General features: G+C 47.7%; 22 protein-coding genes and 6 tRNA genes. 12 read left to right on the forward strand and 16 right to left on the reverse strand.

The window, feature by feature from the left end:
* The first annotated feature begins 146 nt into the window (after positions 1–146).
* The 3 genes from R3187_RS09500 to R3187_RS09510 all read left to right on the forward strand — a co-directional run bounded on the left by R3187_RS09500 (position 147) and on the right by R3187_RS09510 (position 4,605).
* Positions 147–2,336 carry a hypothetical protein gene (locus R3187_RS09500; protein WP_318966579.1) on the forward strand — a complete coding sequence of 730 codons (2,190 nt, stop codon included), beginning with the start codon at positions 147–149 and terminating at the stop codon, positions 2,334–2,336.
* Between the two features lie 68 nt (positions 2,337–2,404).
* Positions 2,405–3,166, forward strand: a complete 762-nt coding sequence (gene rluF / locus R3187_RS09505; protein WP_318966581.1) for a 23S rRNA pseudouridine(2604) synthase RluF — start codon at positions 2,405–2,407, stop codon at positions 3,164–3,166.
* Between the two features lie 8 nt (positions 3,167–3,174).
* Positions 3,175–4,605 (forward strand): DASS family sodium-coupled anion symporter, encoded by a 1,431-nt coding sequence (locus tag R3187_RS09510; protein WP_318966584.1) that lies wholly within the window; start codon positions 3,175–3,177, stop codon positions 4,603–4,605.
* Positions 4,606–4,672: 67 nt separating this feature from the next.
* Here R3187_RS09510 and R3187_RS09515 read toward each other — a convergent pair.
* The 9 genes from R3187_RS09515 to R3187_RS09555 all read right to left on the reverse strand — a co-directional run bounded on the left by R3187_RS09515 (position 4,673) and on the right by R3187_RS09555 (position 8,946).
* Positions 4,673–4,748: transfer RNA gene (locus R3187_RS09515), tRNA-Gly, on the reverse strand.
* Positions 4,749–4,787: 39 nt separating this feature from the next.
* Positions 4,788–4,874, reverse strand: a tRNA-Leu gene (locus tag R3187_RS09520).
* A 51-nt stretch (positions 4,875–4,925) separates the two neighbouring features.
* Positions 4,926–4,999, reverse strand: a tRNA-Cys gene (locus R3187_RS09525).
* Between the two features lie 61 nt (positions 5,000–5,060).
* Positions 5,061–5,136, reverse strand: a tRNA-Gly gene (locus tag R3187_RS09530).
* Positions 5,137–5,268: 132 nt separating this feature from the next.
* The gene (gene pgsA, locus R3187_RS09535; RefSeq protein WP_318966586.1) at positions 5,269–5,826 is read right to left on the reverse strand and encodes a CDP-diacylglycerol--glycerol-3-phosphate 3-phosphatidyltransferase; all 558 of its coding nucleotides are present in this window, start codon (positions 5,824–5,826) and stop codon (positions 5,269–5,271) included.
* 32 nt (positions 5,827–5,858) lie between these two features.
* Positions 5,859–7,676, reverse strand: a complete 1,818-nt coding sequence (gene uvrC, locus R3187_RS09540; RefSeq protein ID WP_318966588.1) for an excinuclease ABC subunit UvrC — start codon at positions 7,674–7,676, stop codon at positions 5,859–5,861.
* Between the two features lie 4 nt (positions 7,677–7,680).
* Positions 7,681–8,331 carry a UvrY/SirA/GacA family response regulator transcription factor gene (uvrY, locus tag R3187_RS09545; RefSeq protein WP_318966590.1) on the reverse strand — a complete coding sequence of 217 codons (651 nt, stop codon included), beginning with the start codon at positions 8,329–8,331 and terminating at the stop codon, positions 7,681–7,683.
* 232 nt (positions 8,332–8,563) lie between these two features.
* A tRNA-Ser gene (locus R3187_RS09550) sits at positions 8,564–8,654 on the reverse strand.
* Positions 8,655–8,855: 201 nt separating this feature from the next.
* Positions 8,856–8,946: transfer RNA gene (locus R3187_RS09555), tRNA-Ser, on the reverse strand.
* A 161-nt stretch (positions 8,947–9,107) separates the two neighbouring features.
* On the opposite strand from R3187_RS09555, the gene R3187_RS09560 reads away from it, so the two are divergent.
* The 5 genes from R3187_RS09560 (at position 9,108) to R3187_RS09580 (ending at position 11,147) form a co-directional block, all read left to right on the forward strand.
* Positions 9,108–9,773, forward strand: coding sequence for a Bax inhibitor-1/YccA family protein (locus R3187_RS09560; protein ID WP_318966592.1), 666 nt, complete (start codon positions 9,108–9,110; stop codon positions 9,771–9,773).
* A gap of 70 nt (positions 9,774–9,843) precedes the next feature.
* Positions 9,844–10,191, forward strand: a complete 348-nt coding sequence (locus R3187_RS09565) for a DsrE/DsrF/TusD sulfur relay family protein (RefSeq protein ID WP_318966594.1) — start codon at positions 9,844–9,846, stop codon at positions 10,189–10,191.
* Positions 10,191–10,547 (forward strand): sulfurtransferase complex subunit TusC, encoded by a 357-nt coding sequence (tusC, locus tag R3187_RS09570; protein WP_318966596.1) that lies wholly within the window; start codon positions 10,191–10,193, stop codon positions 10,545–10,547. The genes R3187_RS09565 and tusC overlap by 1 nt, the downstream gene beginning before the upstream one ends.
* Position 10,548: 1 nt before the next feature.
* Positions 10,549–10,815, forward strand: coding sequence for a DsrH/TusB family sulfur metabolism protein (locus R3187_RS09575; protein WP_318966598.1), 267 nt, complete (start codon positions 10,549–10,551; stop codon positions 10,813–10,815).
* Positions 10,806–11,147, forward strand: a complete 342-nt coding sequence (locus tag R3187_RS09580; protein WP_318966600.1) for a TusE/DsrC/DsvC family sulfur relay protein — start codon at positions 10,806–10,808, stop codon at positions 11,145–11,147. Before R3187_RS09575 ends, R3187_RS09580 begins: the two co-directional genes overlap by 10 nt.
* Before the next feature lie 26 nt (positions 11,148–11,173).
* Here the strand turns inward: R3187_RS09580 and serS are convergent, their stop codons facing one another.
* From serS to lrp, 5 genes are all read right to left on the reverse strand, one after another.
* On the reverse strand, positions 11,174–12,463 hold the full coding sequence (gene serS / locus R3187_RS09585) for a serine--tRNA ligase (RefSeq protein WP_318966602.1): 1,290 nt from the start codon (positions 12,461–12,463) through the stop codon (positions 11,174–11,176).
* A gap of 112 nt (positions 12,464–12,575) precedes the next feature.
* Positions 12,576–13,958 carry a replication-associated recombination protein A gene (locus R3187_RS09590; protein WP_318966603.1) on the reverse strand — a complete coding sequence of 461 codons (1,383 nt, stop codon included), beginning with the start codon at positions 13,956–13,958 and terminating at the stop codon, positions 12,576–12,578.
* A gap of 5 nt (positions 13,959–13,963) precedes the next feature.
* The gene (lolA, locus tag R3187_RS09595) at positions 13,964–14,635 is read right to left on the reverse strand and encodes an outer membrane lipoprotein chaperone LolA (protein ID WP_318966605.1); all 672 of its coding nucleotides are present in this window, start codon (positions 14,633–14,635) and stop codon (positions 13,964–13,966) included.
* Positions 14,636–17,107, reverse strand: a complete 2,472-nt coding sequence (locus R3187_RS09600; protein ID WP_318966606.1) for a DNA translocase FtsK — start codon at positions 17,105–17,107, stop codon at positions 14,636–14,638.
* 208 nt (positions 17,108–17,315) lie between these two features.
* Positions 17,316–17,804 carry a leucine-responsive transcriptional regulator Lrp gene (lrp, locus tag R3187_RS09605; RefSeq protein WP_318966607.1) on the reverse strand — a complete coding sequence of 163 codons (489 nt, stop codon included), beginning with the start codon at positions 17,802–17,804 and terminating at the stop codon, positions 17,316–17,318.
* 135 nt (positions 17,805–17,939) lie between these two features.
* On the opposite strand from lrp, the gene ald reads away from it, so the two are divergent.
* The 3 genes from ald to R3187_RS09620 all read left to right on the forward strand — a co-directional run bounded on the left by ald (position 17,940) and on the right by R3187_RS09620 (position 20,071).
* Positions 17,940–19,061: an alanine dehydrogenase gene (gene ald, locus R3187_RS09610; RefSeq protein ID WP_318966609.1), complete on the forward strand. Its 1,122-nt coding sequence runs from the start codon at positions 17,940–17,942 to the stop codon at positions 19,059–19,061.
* A 304-nt stretch (positions 19,062–19,365) separates the two neighbouring features.
* Positions 19,366–19,575 carry a cold-shock protein gene (locus R3187_RS09615; protein ID WP_019674401.1) on the forward strand — a complete coding sequence of 70 codons (210 nt, stop codon included), beginning with the start codon at positions 19,366–19,368 and terminating at the stop codon, positions 19,573–19,575.
* 286 nt (positions 19,576–19,861) lie between these two features.
* Entirely contained in the window at positions 19,862–20,071 is a 210-nt protein-coding gene (locus R3187_RS09620) for a cold-shock protein (protein ID WP_213994945.1), read from the forward strand.
* A gap of 170 nt (positions 20,072–20,241) precedes the next feature.
* Here R3187_RS09620 and R3187_RS09625 read toward each other — a convergent pair whose 3' ends face one another.
* The gene (locus R3187_RS09625) at positions 20,242–21,696 is read right to left on the reverse strand and encodes a glyceraldehyde-3-phosphate dehydrogenase (RefSeq protein ID WP_318966613.1); all 1,455 of its coding nucleotides are present in this window, start codon (positions 21,694–21,696) and stop codon (positions 20,242–20,244) included.
* A 134-nt stretch (positions 21,697–21,830) separates the two neighbouring features.
* Positions 21,831–22,220, reverse strand: coding sequence for a peptide-methionine (R)-S-oxide reductase MsrB (msrB, locus tag R3187_RS09630; RefSeq protein WP_318966615.1), 390 nt, complete (start codon positions 22,218–22,220; stop codon positions 21,831–21,833).
* A 182-nt stretch (positions 22,221–22,402) separates the two neighbouring features.
* Here msrB and R3187_RS09635 point away from each other — a divergent pair, with 182 nt between their 5' ends.
* Positions 22,403–23,068, forward strand: coding sequence for a hypothetical protein (locus R3187_RS09635; protein ID WP_318966617.1), 666 nt, complete (start codon positions 22,403–22,405; stop codon positions 23,066–23,068).
* Positions 23,069–23,074: the final 6 nt, after the last annotated feature.

The raw sequence follows: 23,074 nt of genomic DNA on the forward strand, positions 1-23,074 counted from the left end.
ACGTTTTATTCGTTTGTTTATTTAAAAAGCAGTGGCCCGGCCGCTGCTTTTTTTGGCGTAAATTGTATTCAGCTAAAATCCCGACTACGTTTAATCTGCGTCTATTTGCTTTGTAATGGCTATAGGTATTAATCGGGGTGAGCGTTATGACCAATAAAATAATAAATAAACAACCAACGACTGTCGCTGCCGTCAGTAGCAAAGCAAAAGCCGGGCCACTACCAGACGATACGCCAGCTGAAACCTCGGTAGCCTTTGCCAGTGAAGGCTATCTGTATTTTACTGAGCGCGATTTAAATCGCATTCTGGCCAATCTTGACGCGCTACGCAGCAGTGTGTTTCCGCAGGTGCAAACCGATAACGAGCTGGAAAACCGTAAACAACAACATTTCCCGTCGGTATGCCTGATTGGTCTGGGCCGCTGTGGTTCTAACATAGCACTGGATGTCGCCTCTCTTGTTTACAGCGCCCGCAACTTCTATTTGAATGAATTTAATAATGAAGAAAAACAAAGCCGCGAACAAGAATACCGGCCAATGCGCTGGATTAAACGCAGTTTACATCTGTCACAGAACAATAGTCTGAAACCGGTTTTTTTAATTGAGCCGTTAGTTATGCTCGGCGATCTGGATAAAGATATTGAAGGCCGCATTCGTTTTTCACATAAAGGTGAAAAAAGCGGCTTTCTGCATGACTATACTAAAATGAAAATAATGGACTTGTCAGAAGTACATGCCGGAGGCGCCGGCAACGCTCCTATTCTCGGCCAATATTTAGCGAAGATTATTTTAAATAAAGATACCCAGCGCTTTTCCAATGCCGAGTGGAAGTTTATTCATTCTTACCTTATCGATTCCTGTGGTATTAAAGCCAATCAATCACGTTTGTATTTTTACATATTCAGTGCCGGCGGCGGCACCGGTTCAGGTATGGCCTCCGAATTTGGTCTGGCTCAGCAATATGCCTATATGAGTAAAACCTTTGACACCCGTCCGGTCACTGAAAATGAAGAGAACCGTGGCCACTCTTTTGTGTTTGAGCCCATATTTACCAGCGGTATTTGTATCCTGCCAAATATTTCAGACCATGGCGTTGAAATGTCAGAAGCCTTACATATTAACGCTGGCCGTTTACTGTGTAAGTATCTGTCTGAAGAGTGGGATTTTTCCTACAACTTTGATAACGAAAACAGCAGTGAGTCCAGCGTGATGCACCGGATCCGGCCTTGGAATGCCATGATGCTGATTTCAAATGATATTATGCGTTACGCTGAAGAAACTGATGATGGCGATATACAGCACATCGATGTAAATGCCATGGAGAAATACGCCAATCAATACATCTCGCAGCAGATATTTAATATTCTGACCGCCCAGGCTGTTACCACCGATTATGACGAAAACTATTTTCGCCGGGCGGGGATTGATATCGGCGAAACCATTAGGCTGGATGCAAACGACTTGTTTATGAGCCTGGCAGGACCGGTTGCTGTCGCATATGCGGAGTCGGTTATCCCGGCAAACCAGCGCGATAGCGCTGAAAAAAGCAAAACATCGGATAAAAACGGCCTGAATATTGACGATTTATTTTTCCGGTCAATCGATTTGCCGCATTTTAATAAGGTCACGCAGGCGATCGAAGGGATCAGCTTGCTACCAATAGAATCGGAACGCTACCGTCAGACGCTGGCCAGCTACGTTAAAAATGGTTACAACGCAGCTGAATTAAATGATCTGCACTTTTTCAAAAACTGCTCTTCAGTAGTGTCTATTGTGTCGTTACCCAAAGACTATAAGCTGTCATATATGGATTTAAACCGGTTAAAGTCTCATTTAAATAATTTGTTCCCTAATACCACGTTAAAACGCTACGCTTTAGTTATTGGTGCCTCTGCCAATATTTCACTAACCACGTTAATTGTGAAAAGCCCGTGTCTGAGCGATGATTTTTTAACGCTGATTGTGGCATTTATTAAACGCTGCTTTGCCAAAGACAGTTATCGTTTTGATGAAAAGCTTGATCAGGCAATGCTGGATTTTATTCGTAGTGATGAGTTTGATGAGCAGAAAGTCGATGCCATGCTGAATGAATTTGAAAACCCGGCAAAAATTCTTGATACCAACTGGTATGCGATAAAGCCCATGTATGAGAAAAAATACCGTGAACTTATCCATAATAAAGATAAGTTTATTTCCATCAATGATATCCGGCTCAGTCGTGACAGTGTAAAAAAAGCCATCAAATACCTACGGGAAATTTACCGGCATAAAATAAGTAAAACCAAGGTTATTTCTCTTAATAACCCGACAGTAAAAAAATCTACGGCAGCTGAATAAGGCTAATGCTTGCTGCCTGCTCTGTCAGCCCCTAAACTAGGGGCTGTTTTTTTTGAATCAAGAATCCAATGACAGAACCTACCCAGTATCGTTTAAATAAATTTATCAGTGACACCGGTTTTTGCTCCCGGCGCCAGGCCGACAAGTACATTGAACAAGGTTTAGTGACCGTTAACGGCCAGACTGCCCCGGTAGGATTAAAAGTATCCGCCAGCGATGAAGTGCGGGTAGAAGGTAAGCCTCTTAAAGAAAAGCCGGCCCGGATTTATCTGGCGTACCATAAACCGGTGGGTATTACCTGTACCACCGAGCGGCATGTTAAAGGTAATATTATTGACGCCATTGGTTATCCCGAGCGGATATTCCCGATAGGCCGACTTGATAAGCCCTCTGAGGGGCTGATATTTCTGACCAATGACGGCGACATCGTCAATAAGGTATTGCGCGCCGGTAATGCTCATGAGAAAGAATACACCGTGACGGTAAACAAACCCATCACTGCTAATTTTATTAGCAAAATGGCCAGCGGCGTGCCCATTCTTGATACTGTTACCCTACCCTGTACGGTAACCCAGGTATCTAAAAATACTTTTAAAATCATCTTAACCCAGGGGCTTAACCGGCAAATTCGCCGGATGACTGAATATCTGGGTTATGACGTTATCAAACTGAAACGTACCCGGATTATGCATGTGCGACTGGCTGAACTGCGCGCAGGCCAATGGCGCTTACTGGACAAATTTGAACTGTCCCAGATGGAGCAGTTACTGCAGCATTCAAGCAAAACAGCTAATGATGCCAATGATAATCAGCAGGACGACGAGGAGTAACACCGCCCATGGTTAGGTTGCGTTCAGGCTATCTGCCATCACTTCTCGCTGGTCCGGCTGTGTTTCTGCTGGTGTTGCTTAATGAGCCGTTGTTTGCCGGCATGTCAGAGACGGCCTGGTGGCTAAGTGGCCTGACTGCCTGGATGGCGATCTGGTGGATAACAGAGAGCGTGCCTATTCCTGCAACATCGTTATTGCCGATAGTGGTGGTGCCGTTACTTAACCTCGATTCAGTCGCCAATGTCACGGCGCCTTATGCTGATCCGTTGATTTTCCTGTTTCTCGGTGGCTTTATAATATCCATCGCGATGGAACGCTGGAATCTGCATAAAAGAATAGCCTTGTTAACCATGTTAGCGGTAGGCACAAAACCCAGCCAGCAAATTGCCGGTATGATGCTGGTGACCGCATTTTTATCGATGTGGATGTCCAACACAGCAACAGCCGTGATGATGCTGCCAATTGCCCTGTCTATTATCGGTATGCAGGACAGCATAAGTGATAAGTTCGCCAAAGCCATGTTGTTAGCTATTGCCTATGCGGCCAGTATCGGCGGTGTTGCCACCCTGATAGGCACGCCTCCCAATGCCCTGCTTGCCGGCTATTTGCGCAATCAGTATCAGCTGGAAATAAGTTTTGCTGACTGGATGTTACTGGGGGTACCGGTAGCGGTGGTTATGCTGCTTGGTGCCTGGTACTGGCTTACCCAGTTGCATTTCCGGTTTGCAGCTGATGAAGTGCAGGTAAGCCGCCAGTTATATCTTGATAAACTGGCGGCGCTCGGTCCGATGCAGCGGGCTGAAAAAATAGTACTGGCAGTGTTTTTACTGGCCGCCTGCTTATGGGTGTTCAGAACCTGGATTGCCAGCCTTACCGGTCTGCCATTAAATGATACCCTGACCGCCATTTTTTGCGCCAGTTTGTTGTTTGTGATACCGGTTAATCTGAAAAGTGGCCAGCGGGTGCTGGTCTGGGAAGATTGCGTCAGATTGCCCTGGGGTATTTTAATCCTGTTCGGAGGTGGCCTAACCCTGGCCGCGCAAATACAACAATCGGGACTGGCCGACTTTATCGCCGGCCAGGTAGGTGCGCTTGGCGCTATTAATGTATTGCTGCTGATAGTGCTGGTAACCACGATTATTATCTTCCTGACTGAAGTGACCAGCAATACCGCAACCGCAGCGGCTTTTCTGCCATTGTTAGGGCCCGTTGCCGTATCGCTTAATACCAGCGCCTCAATGCTGGTGATCCCGGCAGCCATTGCCGCCAGTTGCGCCTTTATGATGCCGGTTGCGACCCCACCTAATGCCATTGTTTTTGGCTCTGGCAAGCTGAAAATTGCTGATATGGCAAAAGCCGGCCTGGTGCTGAACCTACTGGCAATAGTTGTTATTACTGCAGCGGTATGGTTTATCAGCCCGATGTTGTTTGATTTCTAATATCTCTGAACAGACAGTCAAACTAGCGAAAAGCAAAAAAGCAGCCAGAGGGCTGCTTTTTCTAATTTGGAGCGAGTAACGAGGTTCGAACTCGTGACCTCGACCTTGGCAAGGTCGCGCTCTACCAGCTGAGCTATACTCGCGAAAATCTGGTGTTATTGTCAGCTGGTGCCAACAATAAATGGTGCCCGGGGCCGGACTTGAACCGGCACGAGGTTTCCCTCGAGGGATTTTAAATCCCTTGTGTCTACCGATTTCACCACCCGGGCAGACAACTTCTTTCAAAACAAAACTTACTCGTTAAAAACGGTAAGGTGTTATGGAGGCGGGTCCCGGAGTCGAACCGAGATAGACGGATTTGCAATCCGCTGCATGGCCATTCTGCCAACCCGCCAATAAATCACTGTGCCACTCTTATTCTGATTCAAATTAATAGTCTGATTCAAATTAAGAGTTGGAGCGAGTAACGAGGTTCGAACTCGTGACCTCGACCTTGGCAAGGTCGCGCTCTACCAGCTGAGCTATACTCGCGATGCTTATGGCCATGTGCCTTAACACGTGACGCATTCTACTGTTTTAATTAAGCCAGTCAATAACAAATTAGTAGTTTTGCAACTGACTGCTTAATTTTTAACTGACTTGTACTAATTATCCGCTATCCGCTTATTGCTGCGACAAATCATGCCAGGCTGCCGTTAAATATTGATACATTGACCACAGGGTTAATACTGTGGCGAGATACAACATGGCATAACCTACCGGGGTAAACCAGGCCAGTAACGCAAACTGTGGCTGCCAGATTAACCCAATCAGTGCCAGCATCTGAGCAATGGTTTTGTACTTACCCAGATTAGACACCGCGACATTAGCCCTTTTGCCAATTTCCGCCATCCATTCCCGTAACGCAGAAATCGCAATTTCCCGGCTGATAATAATAATGGCCGGAATACTGAACCAGAGAGATTGCTCATGGATCGCCAGCACCACCAGAGCAACAGCCACCATGACTTTATCTGCCACCGGATCCAAAAAGGCACCAAACGGGGTGGACTGCTGCAGTTTACGCGCCAGATAACCATCCAGAGCGTCGGTAATGGCTGCTAAACAAAAGACCAGTGCCGCCCAGAAACGGTAATACTCCCAGCCGGAATAAAAACAGAAAATAAATACCGGGATCAGTAGCAGCCTGAACATTGTCAAAAGGTTGGGGATATTCCACATATAACAGTTCTCACAAAATCAATGTTGCTATGCTACTTGTTATGACAGGCCTGGTAAATCTTTTCTGCTTGCTGGCGGGAAATACCGGGCACTGAACTCAGTTCAGTCACTGATGCTTTCATTACTCCCTGCAAGCCACCCAGGTATTGCAGCAAAGCCTGACGTCGTTTTTCACCGATACCCGTGATATTCTCCAGTGGGCTTTTGGTCATACTTTTGCCCCGCTTACTACGATGGCCGGTAATGGCAAAACGGTGGGCTTCATCCCGGATCTGTTGGATTAAATGCAGGGCCGGGCTATCAGCAGCCAAATGTAACTGGCGGCCACTGTCGCCAAGGATCAGCGTCTCCAGTCCGGGTTTGCGGCTAACCCCTTTGGCAATACCAACCAGTAATGGCTTCTTCTGATGCGGCCAGTCAGTAAACTGCGCCAGCGCAATATTCAACTGGCCCTGGCCACCATCAATAAAAATAATATCCGGAATCTTTGTTTCATCGGTCAGCTTACTGTAACGTTTATTAAGCGCAAACTGCATCGCAGCATAATCATCGCCACCGGTAATACCGGTTACGTTGTAACGCCGGTACTCCTGTTTGTACGGTCCTTCACCATCAAACACCACACAGGAGGCAATCGTGGCCTGCCCCATGGTATGGCTGATATCAAAACATTCCATTCGCTGAATATTATCCTCAATACCCAGTAACAGCTTTAACGCCGAGTAGCGCAGTTGCATTTTCTGTCCAGCGGATTGTCTGCTGTCACAAGCCAGCCTGGCATTTTTCTGCGCCAGGCTCAGATACTGCGACTTTTCACCACGTTTGGCAGCAATTATCCGAACTTTACGCCCGGCAGCGTCACTGACTGCCTCAGCTAATGAAGCTGAATCTTCCAGTTCAAGCGGTACCACAATTTCAGGCGGTATTTGCTGGCCCCCGCCGCCACTGAGATAAAACTGTAGCAGGAAGGCAGCAAGCACCTCATCCGCTTCGGTGTTGGCCGGAACTTTAGGATAATATGATTTGGAGCCAAGTATTTTTTGCTGACGAACAAACAGCACATGCACCACGGCTACCTGACCTGACATCGCAAAGCCAACGATATCCAGCTCAGCATGCTCACCACTGACATACTGTTGTTCCTGCACTTTACGCAGTGCCGTTATCTGATCCCGATAACTGGCCGCTTCTTCAAATGCAAGTTGTTCACTGGCGGTGTTCATTTTCTGAACCAGCTGCTCCACCACCTGCTGATTTTTGCCACTGAGAAACAAGCTCGCCAGTTGCACCTGTTCAGCATAATCTTCATCAGAGATTTTGCCAACACAAGGCGCTGAACACAGCTTTAGCTGATATTGCAGACAAGGCCGGGTGCGCGCCCGGTAAAACCCATCTTCGCACTGGCGAATCGGAAATATTTTCTGCAGCGTTTTCAGACTCTGCCAAACAGCACCGGCATTGGGATAAGGACCAAAATACTGGCCGCGATGTTTTCGCGGCCCCCGGTGCGAACTGATCCGCGGATGTTTATGGTCGGAAATAAATATATAAGGGTAAGATTTGTCATCCCGCAGCAGCACATTGTATTTGGGCATGAATTGCTTGATCAGGTTGTTTTCCAGGATCAGCGCTTCTGTTTCACTGTGCGTCGCGGTAATTTCGATATTGGCAATCTGGGCAACCAGCGCCCGGGTTTTAATACTGTCCAGCTGCTGTCGGAAATAGCTGCTAAGGCGCTTTTTTAAATCCTTCGCTTTGCCAACATAAATAACCTGCTCTGCCTGATTAAACATCCGATAGACGCCAGGCTGAGCAGGTACTGAAGCTAAAAACGCTTTGGGGTCAAACATTAAATCAGGAAGTTACCTTGGCAATGTCAATCATGCCGTGACGCAGCGCCAGATGCGTTAACTCTACATCACCGCTGATAGCCAGCTTTTCAAACATCCGGTACCGATATGAATTTACCGTCTTGGCGCTAACGCTTAACTGTTCAGCAATGTCGTTGACTTTCTGGCCACGGGTAATCATCAGCATAATTTGCAACTCACGATCTGACAGCCCTTCAAATGGGTTTTCGCTATGGTTATTAACCTTAGCCAATGCCATTTTCTGTGCTACTTCGTCAGAGATATGCCGCACGCCACTGTATACTTTGCGAATGGCCGATACCATTTCCTTTGGCGCAGAGTTTTTTGAAATAAAACCTGCCGCACCTAATTGCATTACCTTGGTTGGTACGGGTTCTTCACACGATACCGACAATGCCAGCACTTTGATATCCGGACAAAAATGTAAAATTCGCTTGGTGGCAGTCATCCCGCCCATACCAGGCATATTCATATCCATCAGCACCACATCAGGTTCATGCTGACGACAAAATTGCAGAGCTTCTTCACCGGATCCAGCTTCGCCTATCACCTTGATACCGCGCTCATCCATTAGTATGCGACTGATCCCAGTTCGTACAAGCTCATGATCATCAACTAACAGCACGTTAATCAACTTGGCTTCTCCGTCTCACTGGTTATTAGAGTTTTTATGCAGCTAGCATAGTCGAGCCTGAGCTTTTCTGCTAACTGGTTCGACACCAATACATTGATCTTGGCTTTTCAATAGCTAGTGTGCCAGAAAGGTAAATAATAGGAAACAATATTCCATAACTATTTAACCTGAGCGACTAAATATTAATAGGTAACAATAAAAGAAAACTATGATGGGTAAACTTTAGGGAAAGTGGCGGAGGGAGAGAGATTCGAACTCTCGGTGGGCTATTAACCCACGCCGGTTTTCAAGACCGGTGCATTAAACCGCTCTGCCATCCCTCCGCACTACGGGGCGAATATTAAGAACTCCCCTCTGCTTTGTAAAGCGCTTTTTATTCACTTTTGGCTGTTTGGCTATTAATCCGCCAACAACGATGCATTTTTCTACATTATTAACCTGACTGTCATTAACAGCCAGGCTTAAAAACGCAAAAACCACCTTACGGTGGTTTGCGTATATCTCACTGTAACAACGAGGTTAAGTGGCGGAGGGAGAGAGATTCGAACTCTCGGTGGGCTATTAACCCACGCCGGTTTTCAAGACCGGTGCATTAAACCGCTCTGCCATCCCTCCAGCGCTGCGTATACTAATCAGTTTGCCGGAGAAAAGAAAGCCAAAAGTTAAAAAAAATCAACTGATGCAGTTTTTTATCTGATAACTACTGGAGCTACGGGAACTTAGTCAGTATGATAACTGCCAAACGGACATAATATTCAGCTAACAGGAGACTGCATATGTCGTACAGAGAAACCAGTACTATCAACACCGTCAGCAGCAGTATTGAGATCAACAAAGTATTGCGCAACACCTACTTTTTACTTGGCCTGACCCTGGCATTCAGTGCGCTTACTGCAGTGATAGCCATGGCGATGAATCTGTCACCGCTGGGGTCTATAGTCTGCTTTGTAGCAGGCTTTATTATGTTGTTTATCGTTAACAAGAAAGCTGACTCTGCCAGTGGTTTGTTCTGGGTATTTGGCTTTACCGGCGCTATGGGTGCTTCCCTTGGGCCGTTATTAAACGCCTATGCCGGGTTGGCCAATGGCCCCAGCCTGATTATGCAGGCACTGGGTGGCACTGCTGTTATTTTCTTTGCTCTGTCGGCCTATGTATTAACCACCCGTAAAGACTTCTCATTTATGGGCGGTTTTTTAATGGTGGGTCTCATTGTGGCGCTGGTTGCCGTTATCGCTAATATTTTTCTGGCGATCCCGGCCCTTAGCCTTGCCATCAGCGCCGCCATCATTTTAATCATGTCTGGTTTTATTCTGTTTGATACCAGTCGGATTATCCATGGTGGTGAGACTAACTATATCCGGGCAACAGTGGGATTATATCTGAACATTTTTAATATCTTTGTTCATTTGTTAAGCCTGCTGGGCATAATGGGCGACGAGTAACCCTTTGCCCCATAGTTAAGTTCCGTTAGAATACCCCGTCCTGTACGGGGTATTTTTTTATGAGGCCGCTTTGACCACCTTTAGTCTGTTATTGACCACCAGTCCGCTGGCCAGTCAGGATTTTGCCAGTGCGCTGCAATTTGCCCGCGCCGCGCTGAAAGCTGGCTATCAGGTTGAACAGGTATTTCTGTACCAGGACGCGGTGTTGGCAGCAGCAGCTGATATCGATTTACCCGCTGACGAGCCCAATCTGAGCGAACAGCTTGCTGGTTTTTGTCAGCAACATCAGATCCCGTTACTGTATTGTGTCACTGCAGCTGAAAAACGTGGTGTCGTTGCAACAGACACAGGCTTTGTCGCTGCCGGCCTGGCTGAATTTGCCATGCGCTTAACTAACAGCAAACTGGTGCAGTTCTGATGCAGCAAATAGCCATTATTCAGCGGCAAAGCCCGTTCATCAATAGTAGTGGTCGTGAAGCACTCGATCTGATGCTGGCACTTGCTGCAGTTGAACATCAACTCAGTGTTATTTTCAGTGGTGATGCCGTTTATCAATTGCTGGCAGTTAACCAAAGCAGCGATTTTGCGCTGAAACGTTATCAGCAAGGCTTTAAACTGTTCGGCCTGTATGATATTGAGCGCATCTATGTCTGTCAGCAGTCATTGCAACAGCGTCAACTTGATAGCAATGCACTATCCCTTGCAGCTAAGCCGCTTAGCGCAGTGCAGATACAGCAACTGCTGGCCAGCCAGCACCAGATAATGTGTATTTAAAATGAAACTGATAACCCTGACCAGCCCTGCCGTAAATATTGCCGAGTTAGCCTTGCTGTGCCAACCGGTTGACACCCTGCTGTTAAGACAGGATGCGGTGTATCTGGCCCGGCGCAATGATATTGTCTGGCCTTGCAGCACTGTGCTGGCACTGGACACTGATCTCAGTGTGCGCCAGCTAACCCCTGCTACAGTGGTTCGTGCCATTAGTGCCGCTGAATGGGTAAAACTAACCGCTGCAGCATCACAGGTGCTGTTATGGCGTTGAGTTATATATGCGTTGCGGATAAACAGCTGGCACTGGATAAACACGGCTATCTGGCCGATATAAATCAGTGGCAACCGGCCGTAGCAGAGCATTTTGCGAAACTGGAGCAACTAACTTTAACGGCCGCCCATTGGGAAGTGATCCAGTTTGTCAGGGATTTTTATCAGGAATTTGGTACGTCGCCAGCCATCCGGGTACTGGTTAAAGCCATGGCCCAGCAGCTGGGCCCGGATAAAGGCAACAGTAAGTATTTGTTTATGTTATTTCCGCAAGGCCCTGCGAAGCAGGCAACCCGGCTGGCTGGCCTGCCAAAGCCCGTCCGCTGCTTGTAACAGCAACGGGTTAAAGCGCTACCATATTATTTTAGGTGGGTTTGACCAGCCATATAAGGTTGCAGTACCTCTGGGATCAAGACCGTTCCGTCTGCCTGCTGATAATTTTCCAGAATGGCCACTAAGGTTCTGCCAACAGCCAGGCCTGAGCCATTTAAACTATGCAGCAACTCCGGCTTTTTCATATCGGGACTGCGGTAGCGGGCTTGCATCCGGCGGGTCTGAAAATCAGCCATGTTACTGCACGATGAAATCTCCCGATAGGTATTCTGGGCCGGCAACCACACTTCCAGATCATAGGTTTTACAGGCACCAAAGCCCATATCGCCGGTACATAACAGCATAACCCGGTACGGTAAACCCAGTAACTGCAATACTTTTTCAGCGTGGCCGGTCAGTTGCTCCAGCGCCTGCATGGATTGCTCGGGTTGTACTAATTGTACCAGTTCCACTTTATCAAACTGATGCTGGCGGATCAGACCCCGGGTGTCGCGGCCATAAGAGCCGGCTTCACTGCGAAAACACGGCGTATGAGCGGTAAACTTTAACGGTAATTCAGCAGCGTCGATAATGCTGTCCCGCACCAGATTCGTTACCGGCACTTCTGCCGTCGGAATTAACGCCAGGCCCTGCCCCTCTTCAGTTGCCGGCTGGGTATGAAATAAATCGGCACCAAACTTTGGCAACTGACCCGTGCCATATAAACTGGTGTGATTAACCAGATAAGGTACATACAATTCGGTGTAGCCATGCTCGCCACTGTGTAAATCCAGCATAAACTGAGCCAGCGCTCGGTGCAGCCTTGCCATCTGGCCTTTCATCACAATAAAACGGGTGCCGGATAACTTTACACCGGCCGCAAAATCGAGGCCCTCAGCAAAGGCTTCACCCAATTCCACGTGATCTTTGACCGAAAAATCAAACTGCCGCGGCTCACCAACCTGGCGTACCAGGGTATTCTCAGTTTCATTTGCACCGACCGGGACAGACTCGTCCGGTAAATTCGGGATGGTTAACGCCAATTGCTCAACCTCGGCTAACACCTCATCTAATTTTACTTTAGCGGCATCCAATTCTGCCCCTAAGCCGTCTACTTCTTTCAGCAAAGGGCCAATGTCTTCACCACGGGCTTTGGCCTGGCCAATCCCTTTAGACTTGCTGTTGCGCTGATTCTGCAATTCCTGAGTTTGTACCTGTAATACCCGGCGCTGCTCTTCCAGTTTGGTGAATTTATCCACGTCAAGGGTAAAGCCACGGCTGGCCAGACGCGCCGCAGTGACCGCTAATTCAGTACGTAAAAATTTTGGATCTAGCATAATAATAAGTTCTTCTGTCGGCTGAAGCCAAAACTGGCAGACAAGGTTAAAATATCAGGCCCGAATATTAACCAGCTCGGGCTGAAATTGAAATGCTTTGCTTAAATAAAGCTTACTCTTTATGGCGTTGTTGTGAGCTTTGCGCATCAAGCTGGCGCAAGTAACGCAGCTTTTCGGCCAGTTGTTTTTCCATACCCCGGTCCGACGGCTGATAAAATTGCTTATCTGCCAGCTCAGGTGGCAGATAACACTCACCGGCAGCATAGGCACCGGGTTCGTTATGAGCGTAGCGATACCCCTCGCCATGGCCCATTTGCTTTTGCAATTTACTGGGGGCATTGCGAAGATGCAGTGGTACCGGATAATCAGGTAACTCTTCAGCAAGCTGACGCATTTGGTTAAACGCGGTGTATACGGCATTGCTCTTTGGTGCCAGCGCCAGATAGACTGCAGCCTGAGCTATTGCCCTTTCCCCTTCTGCCGGCCCTACCCGGCTAAAGGTATCCCAGGCATTCAGCGCCAGTGTTAACGCTCTGGGATCGGCATTGCCTATATCTTCGCTGGCGATCGCCAGCAGCCGCCTGGCAACATATAACGGATCACCACCGCCGGCCAGGATCCGGCAATACCAGTACAAAGCCGCATCCGGATCAGAGCCCCGCACCGATTTATGAAAAGCTGATATCAGGTCATAAAACATATCACCCTGATTATCAAAACCCGGCAGTTGTCTTGGTACAATCTGTTTAATTATTGCCGCTGTAAGTTGCCGGCCTATGCCAGTATCAGTACCAGTATCTGTGCCAGTATCTGTGCCAGAATCTGCCTGACTAAGCTCAGCGGCCTGCTCAATAATATTAAGCAGTTTGCGGGCATCACCATTGGCCAATTGCAGCAATAACTGTTCGGCATCGGCTGTTATTGTCAGCTGCATGGCACCAAGGCCAAGCTCAGTATCTGTCAGCGCCCGCTGCAATACCTGACGTAAATCGTCGTCAGTCAGATTTTTCAGCACGCAAACCCTGGCGCGGGATAAAATAGCGTTATTAAGCGCAAATGCCGGATTTTCCGTGGTGGCACCAATAAAAATAATGGTGCCATCTTCAATGTAAGGTAAAAAGGCATCCTGCTGCGCTTTATTAAAGCGATGCACTTCATCGACGAACAATAAGGTACGCTGCTGATACTGCTGCTGGCGCTGTTGCGCGTCCGCTATTGCCTGACGAATATCCTTAACACCGCTGGTCACCGCTGACAGTTTCTGTAATTTGGCATCAGCATGCCGTGCTATCAGCTCTGCCAGCGTTGTTTTACCAGTGCCGGGCGGGCCCCATAAAATAAGCGAGAATACTTTACCGGCCACTATCGCCTGATTAAGCGCCGTGCCCGGGCCGATTAAATGTTGCTGGCCAACATAATCAGCAAGGGTGAGAGGCCGCAGCCGGGCAGCCAGCGGTCTGATATCATCACTGAAATCTAACGGTAAATTAGCCATAACTTTTATTGTTGACGTTGATCATCAATATCAACGCCTGGCGGAACCGTAAACTGAAACTGGCTATCAGCAATCTTTGGGTTTAACCGGGCATCAGTAAAGCGAAAGACACTTTGTTGCTGGTTAATATCAATCACCGTCATTTCACTGATCCCATGCTCATCAAAGGCCAGCATCAGTTGTTGCACCGGGTTATTGCTATCCAGCGGATGGATAATAAACATGCCTTGCTGCGCGATAACCTGATACTGTTGCCAAAGTTCAGGATCTGTTGTGGTCAGTAAGGCAAATGCGGTTTGCCCTACCTGTGCCTTTGCATCATAAATACTAACCTGTTCCAGCAATTCGTTGTAAAACCACAGGTTTACGCCATCACTAACCAGTAATACCGGCTCGGGTTCTTCACCTTCAAACCTGAACTGCGCTACCTTTTTCAGCAGTAATCTGCCCTGGCCCTGCTGCAACAGCTGTTGCTGAGCATCGAATACCTGTTGCTGATAACGGGCAGAAAAACTGTCTATTCTGGCCAGTTCTGCCAGCAACTCTGCGCTGCCATCCGCGGCACTCAGCCGTTGCTGCTGCAGCTGTTTTAAATGCGGCGCAAACTCGACCGGGGCAGCTTGTTGCGCCAGAGTGAGATTACTGAACAACAATGCAATTAACGCCAGTTTCTTCATTTAATACCCTTTAGGTTGTGCCGGCACCATGACTTCACGGTTACCATTATGGCCAGGACCACTGACCACCCCACTCATTTCCATTTGCTCTACCAGCCTTGCCGCCCGGTTATACCCTATCCGGAACTTGCGCTGGACGCCGGAAACAGATGCTCTGCGACTTTCAATAACATGAGCGACTGCCTGATCGTATAACGGATCAGCTTCGCCATCATCGCCTTCCAGTGTTTCACCCGGTAGCAGGCTTTCCTCACTGGTTTCACCACTTAAAATTTCCGAAATATAATTAGGTTTACCGCGTTTTTTCCAGTCGGCTACTACTGCATGAACTTCATGGTCATCAACAAAAGCCCCATGCACCCGGTTTGGCACTCCTGAGCCGGGGGGCAAATATAGCATATCGCCCTGGCCCAGCAGGCTCTCAGCGCCCTGCTGATCGAGTATGGTTCTGGAGTCAATTTTGGATGACACCTGAAACGCAATCCGGGTCGGAATATTAGCTTTAATCAAGCCGGTAATTACATCAACCGATGGACGCTGTGTCGCAAGTATCAGGTGAATGCCTGCCGCCCTGGCTTTCTGGGCAATCCGGGCAATCAGCTCTTCTACCTTTTTGCCAACTATCATCATCATGTCGGCAAATTCATCAATTACCACGACGATTGCCGGTAGTTTTTCCAATAACGGCACTTCAGTGCGCATATCGTCGGATGGCTTCCACAATGGGTCTTTCAACGGCTCGCCAGCCGCTATGGCCTCTTTAACCTTAGCGTTATAGCCTTTTAAATTCCGTACTCCCAACGCTGACATCAGTTTATACCGCCGTTCCATCTCGCCAACACACCAGCGCAGACCATTGGCGGCATCTTTCATGTCGGTAACCACTTCAGTCAGCAGATGCGGTATTCCTTCATAAATTGATAACTCGAGCATTTTCGGGTCAATCATTAAAAACCGCACGTCATCCGGAGTCGATTTGTACAGCAGACTACAGATCATTACATTAACGCCAACTGACTTACCGGAACCGGTAGTACCAGCGACCAGTAAATGCGGCATTTTTGCTAAATCTGCCACCACAGATTTACCGGCTATGTCTTTGCCGAGCACCATGGTTAATGCCGATTTCGACTCGGTAAATACCTCATCGCCAATCACTTCTGATAAGCGGACAATTTCCCTGTGCTGATTCGGCAACTCCAGACCGATAAAGGACTTACCAGGGATCACTTCCACTACCCGCACACTTATTGCCGACAGTGACCGAGCTAAGTCTTTCGCCAGGCCGGTAATTTTGCTGACCTTAACCCCGGGCGCCAAATCCAGTTCAAAGCGGGTCACAACGGGGCCGGGATGAACACCGACTACCCGGGCTTCAACGTTAAAATCAAGTAACTTGGCTTCAACCAGTCTGGATACCCGTTCTAAATCTGCCGGGTCAATCGGATTCTGAGCTTTATCGGGGCGATCGAGCAGTGCCAGTGACGGCAGCTCTTCCATAGTATGCTGCACTTCCTCACTGTCATCGGCATCTTCTTCATCTTCAGGAAACTGCATTAACGGGTCCATTTGTTCCTGCGGTTCAAGCTGCGCCAGCGTTTTTGAAATGTGTTCCCGATTTAATGGCTCATCGACAGCACTGAATGACAGCTGTTCATCTGCCAGCTGATCCATACTGTAATATGATTTTGCTTCCGTTTGCGGATTCAGCGGTTTTATCGGCAGCGGTTCCGTTATTTTCGGTTCATTATAAAGAGCCGGCTCAGCACGTTGTTGTGTCAACTGTTTCTGAGGCTGACTCAGTGTCAGTGTTGCTGGTTCATCCGCGTTATCACTATCCTCAGGTGGAGCACTGCCAAAGCGCTCTCCCAGCCAGCCGGGCAAGGTCGCCAGAGCTTGTCCTGCCCGAAAGCAGGCAATACCGAGATAATCGGCTACGGTTAACCAGGAAATACCGGTCATCAGCGTAAGGCCGGTCGCAAAACCCGCCAACAGTAGCAGACTGGTTCCAATAAAATTGAAATAAGGAAGCAGCACGCTGATGGTGACGTCCCCAACGGCCCCGCCGGATGAGAAATAATAAATATCATTAAAGTTCATGCTGCTGATCGCAGTGGCACTAATCAGCGTTAACACCAGGCCAATCAGCCGCAGCCCCAGAATAAGATAATCCAGCGCAAATACATCGTGGTAACGTTTAAACAATAAGTAACCAAATACCGCAATCAGAAATGGCACCAGATAAGACACCCAGCCAAAACTAAACAGCAGCATATCGGCTACCTGAGCGCCGATGGGTCCGGCGTAATTATTGACATTTGTTTGGTAGCCGGTTTGCGACCAGCTTGGATCGGCCGGGTCAAACGAAAATAAAGCCAGCAGTAAAAACAGTGCCAATGCCCAGAACAGGATCAATCCTACTTCGAGCAAGCGCTGTACGCCATTTAACTGAAATAATTGTTTGCTTTGCAAATGAAGGGCCTCATTATTTTTATGCTGTCTGCGCAGACCTTAATACCATACCAGAGCCAGCAAAAAAGTGCATCAGCGCCTTGAACTGCCGCACCGGTTATTTCATTATCAGACCTCGCAGCCAACCAAGTCTGTCAACGTTATCCCAGCTAAGATTAACCCCTGCTGTATCTGTTATCATGTTGCTGGCCAATGCAGCAGTTGCCAGTTACAGGTTCATAGCAACAAAACTACTTTGTTTCACTTCTTCCATCACCACATAGGTCCGGCTTTCCCGCACGCTGGGTAATCTGAGCAGTGTTTCCCCTAACAGTTCCCGATAAGCCGCCATATTAGCAACCCGGGTTTTAAGCAGAAAATCAAAGCTCCCCGACACCAGATGACACTCCTGAATTTCAGCCAGTTTCTGAACCGCTTTACTGAATTCATCAAAGTCTTCGGGCGACGTTTTACTTAAGGTAATTTCCACAAACACCAGCAATGCTGCGCCGACCTTATGGGGGTCAACCTGGGCGGTATAGCCTATAATATAACCTTCGGCTTCAAGCTTACGCACCCGCTCCAGACAAGGTGTCGGGCTTAACCCTACCCGCCTGGCTAGTTCAACATTGGCCAGGCGGCCATCGTGTTGCAGTTCCGTCAGTATTTTTCGATCAATCCGGTCTAACTTCTTGATACTTTTGCTTAAAGAGTACATCGCAGTGAAAACCACCTATTTTAAAATTTAAACAGGATTTTGCACTAAGGCAGCTGCTTAAAACAAGCATTAATTCTGCATTTTACTCTGTATACTGCGCACAAATTTTACCTCTTACCTACAGGGCGGAATATTATGATAATCGGCATCCCAAAAGAAATTAAAAATCACGAGTACCGTGTCGGCATGACACCAGCAAGCGTGCGCGAATTAATCGGCCATGGCCACAGTGTTTATGTTGAACACAACGCCGGCATTGGCATTGGTTTTACGGACGAAGACTACACGGAAACCGGCGCTGTGGTATTAGCCACTGCTGCTGAAGTGTTTGAAAAAGCGGAAATGATTGTCAAAGTAAAAGAGCCGCAAGCTGTTGAGCGGGCAATGCTGCGTGAAGGTCAGATCCTGTTCACTTATCTGCATCTGGCTCCGGACTTACCACAAACAGAAGACTTAATTAAATCCAAAGCCGTCTGTATTGCTTATGAAACGGTAACAGACAGTAAAGGCGGCCTGCCATTGCTGGCGCCAATGTCTGAAGTGGCTGGCCGGATGTCAATTCAGGCCGGTGCGCGGGCACTGGAAAAGTCCTGTGGCGGCCGGGGTGTATTGTTAGGTGGCGTACCCGGTGTGGCACCGGCTAAAGTTGTGGTTATCGGCGGCGGCATGGTAGGTACTAACGCCGCACAGATGGCAGTTGGTATGGGTGCCGATGTTTCGGTACTGGATCGCAACGTTGATGTCCTACGGCGGATAAATGCGCAGTTTAACGGTGCTGTAAAAGCAATTTATTCAACTGCAGCAGCGTTAGAGCAGGAAGTGCTGGCAGCTGATCTGGTTATCGGTGGTGTACTGGTGCCAGGCGCAGCAGCACCAAAGCTGATTACTGCCGAGCACATTAAACGGATGAAACCCGGCTCAGCGATTGTAGATGTTGCAATTGACCAGGGCGGCTGTGTCGAAACCTCGCGTGCCACCACCCATGCCGATCCAACCTACATTGTTGATGATGTTGTTCACTATTGTGTCGCAAACATGCCAGGCGCTGTGCCGCGCACCTCTACCTTTGCCCTGAACAACGCAACGCTGCCCTTTATTATTCGTCTGGCCAATAAAGGCTACAAACAGGCCCTGACTGAAGATAAACACTTACTGGCCGGCTTAAACGTGTATCACGGCAAAGTGACTAACCAGAGTGTCGCTGAAGCCCTGGGCTTTGCCTACGTTGCTCCAGAGCAGGCAATAGGCAGCAAATAAGCTGACAGCACCCGTGCTAAACCAGCAAAAAACCGGCTTCAGGCCGGTTTTTTGCTTTTTCTTTCAATTAAATTGAATAAATCAATAATAAAGCTATACATTCAGCCCAGACCTGTTAAAGTGCACACCGGCCTGTAAAGCAGACCTATGTAACAACATGTTTTTGAAAACTTCGCTACACAGCTTCATAGTAAGTCATGTCCCTGAAGATTCACGCACGTTTGGCCGCATAAGTAAATTTAACAGTCAGGCTAACAGCGCATTAAGCGTAATTTAGTTCCATTAAAATTTTTAGGAGTCATTCATGGCTAAAGTAACTGGTGTAGTAAAGTGGTTCAACGCAGATAAAGGTTTCGGTTTCATCACTCAGGATAACGGCGGCGCTGACGCGTTCGTTCATTTCCGCGCAATCATGACTGAAGGTTACAAAACCTTAGACGAAGGTCAACGCGTAACGTTCGAAATCGAACAAGGCCAGAAAGGCCCTCAAGCTGCTAACGTAACTGTGCTTTAATAGCTTAGTTCGTTCAGTTAAAAAAACCGGCTATCAGCCGGTTTTTTTTATTTAATTAATTTTATTATTGAAAGAATAAAAACTATACATTCAAAGCAGACCTGATATTATATCTCCCGGCCTGTAGATCAGACCTATGTAACAACATGTTTTTGAACACTTCGCTACACAGCTTCATAGTAAGTCATGTCCCTGAAGATTCACGCACGTTTGGCCACATAAGTAACAGTCAGGCTAATAGCGCATCAAGCGTAATTTTTAATATTTAAATTTTTAGGAGTCATTCATGGCTAAAGTAACTGGTGTAGTAAAGTGGTTCAATGCAGATAAAGGTTTCGGTTTCATTACTCAGGATAACGGCGGCGCTGACGCGTTCGTTCACTTCCGTGCAATCCAGACTGAAGGTTACAAAACCTTAAACGAAGGCCAGCGCGTTGCTTTCGAAATTGAACAAGGCCAGAAAGGCCCGCAAGCTGCTAACGTAACTCTGCTGTAATAGCAAAGCAGCTTCAGTTTCAAAAAAACGGCCGTTTTAACGGCCGTTTTTTATTGCTTCAGTTTAAAGAAAGACAATTTTAAGTAGGTAGTTTTAAAGTAAATCGTTTTAAGGTACCAAAAAAGTAAAAAGCCGCGTAAAGCGGCTTTTTACTAGCAGAAAAGCAAAGGCTATTCTTTAGCAACCGGCAAGGTTGGGTATTTTATGCCAGCCATATCATTCATAACCCTGATCACCTGAGTACTGTAACCAAATTCGTTATCATACCAGACATACAGCACGCAGCGATCGCCATCTACGATAGTCGCTTGCGAATCGACGACACCGGCATAGCGTGAACCCACTAAATCAGACGACACAATTTCTGTAGAACTGGTGTAATCGATTTGGTCCTGCAGCTCTGAGAACAGGGACGTACGCTGTAAAAAGGCATTCAGCTCTTCACGGCTGGTTTCTTTATTCAGGTTTAACGACAAAATCGCCATCGAAACATTAGGTGTCGGTACCCGGATAGCATTGCCGGTCAGTTTACCTTTCAGCTCCGGCAACGCTTTAGCCACTGCACTGGCAGCACCGGTAGAGGTAATAACCATATTCAATGGCGCTGCTCTGCCCCGGCGTTCGGCTTTATGGAAGTTATCAATCAGATTCTGATCATTGGTGTAAGAATGCACCGTTTCAACATGGCCGTTACGAATTCCGAATTCATCGTTCAGGGCTTTTAATACCGGGGTAATAGCATTAGTGGTGCAGCTTGCTGCCGACACGAACTTATGCTCCGGCAGGATCATGTCCTGATTAACACCATAAACAATATTGGGTACTTCCCCTTTTGCCGGTGCGGTTAGCAGTACCCGTGCAGTGCCTTTACTCCTGAAGTGGATCGCCAGTTCTTTATCATCTTTCCAGATCCCGGTATTGTCGACCACCAGCGCATTATTGATGCCATAGGCTGTGTAATCAACTTCTTCAGGCGAGCTGGCGTAAATCACCTTGATAAAAGTACCATTGGCTTTAATACCCTGGTTTTCTTCATCTACAGTAATGCTGCCATTAAAGGGGCCATGAATAGAGTCACGGCGCAGCAAACTGGCCCGCTTCTCTAAATCCCCTTTTTTACCACCACGCACAACGATAGCTTTCAAGCGCAATTTGCTGCTGGGGCCTGACCGCTCCAGCATCAGCCGCGCCAGTAAACGACCTATCCGACCAAAACCATACAGCACAACATCGGTTGCCTGAACTTTATCTTCACGGTCCAGAATATCGCTTAACTCACGTGCTAGATACTGCTCCAGATTTAAGCCAGCACCTGAGTTTTTAAATAAAAAACCATAAGCCAGTTTGCCGATGTCAACCCGGCCCGGTGCCAGATTCATTTTGCTGATCGCTTCCAATACCGGAAAACATTCGCGCAACCGCAGTTTTTCACCTTCAAACCGTTCTACGGTTTTATGGGCTTTGATAATGTCGATGGTGGTAGCGTTTACCAGCGGGCGGCCATACACCACCACTTCTATTCCTTTGTTGCGGTATAGCCGGCCAATGATAGGCTGCATATTTTCGGCATATTCCTGGCGTTCCTGCCAGCTTTTCTGGTACTGCTCTGCGTGTGATAGGGTCATGTGTCGGCCTTTTACTTCAAGAAGATGAATTAATCGGAGCCTTGTGCTGTTTTTTTGTAGGGTACAGCTTGTTTATTAAAGGCGGCACATTGTAATAGATATTGAAACCTTACCACAACCACAACAGGTTAATTTCAGGCTTTTGTCTCATGCTGAAAGCGTAAACTTACCGAGTTTACACAATAGCGCTGCCCGGTTGGCGCCGGGCCATCGTCAAACACATGCCCCAGATGCGCGTCACAGTTGCTACAAAGGATTTCAGTACGCTGCATACCGTGACTGGTATCGGTGTGATATTTTACCCTGCCCTCCAATGCCTGGTAAAAGCTGGGCCAGCCGCAGCCGGCATCAAACTTGGTGTCAGATGAAAATAACACCGCACCACAGCAAATACAGTGATAAGTGCCGTCTGCCGTGTGGTGAAGTAACTGACCGGTAAATGGGTATTCGGTACCTTTAAGCCGGGTAACCCGATACTGTTCCTCAGTTAAACGTTGTTGCCATTGCTGCTCAGTTAACTTCATAATACCTTCCAATTGAGGACAATGTTGTTGCTGTGATGCCGTGCTTCAGCCATTACAGCTTAGCGTTATTTTGGCATTTTACCTTTAATATATAAAAAACGCCGTTAGACATAAAAGCCACTACTTGCTATTTTCCGCCGTTACACTTAGCTGGTATCAACAACACTGCAAAGGAGATGATTATGCACAAGCCACTCGTATGGTTCACTTTGTTACTCATGATAATATTTGCATCGCCAGCAGACGCAGAACAGTTAACAGGCAAATGGCGCGGTAAATTGCAGATGGCACCGCAGGCGGCGCTGACTATTGGTATTAATATTACCCATTCAGAAAAGGGCTACAGCCTAACCCTGGACAGCCCTAATCAAGGCATGTTTGATTACAGTCCCAGTCAGTTTAATATCGATGGTAACAGGGTGCAGTTTCAGGATGATAAGCTCAATGCCAGTTTTAGCGGTACCCTGGTAGACGGACAATTGCAGGGAGAGTTTACCCAGGGTAAAACCCTTACCCTTAACTTAACAAAACTGAATGAGGCACAGCTGGAAATGCTGGAAAATGAAGGTAGCTGGTATGGTGATCTAATTATCAATAACAGTGCCCGCCTGCCGCTGGTTTTAAACATAGCAGTAGCCGGCGATGGTTATCATGTGACACTCGACAGCCCGAAACAGCAAAGCTTTGGTATTCCGGTAGACAAATTTAATATCACGCCAGCAGAAATGACCTTCAGCTCAGCTATTATTAATGCCAGCTACAGCGCGACATGGCAGGATGGCAGCTGGCAGGGAACCTTTGTGCAGGGCTCTGCGATGCCGTTGGTTTTAAAAAAAAAGCCGACCTGAATAGCC

Origin of the sequence: Arsukibacterium sp., assembly GCF_033721375.1 — a bacterium.
Lineage (GTDB): Bacteria > Pseudomonadota > Gammaproteobacteria > Enterobacterales > Alteromonadaceae > Alishewanella.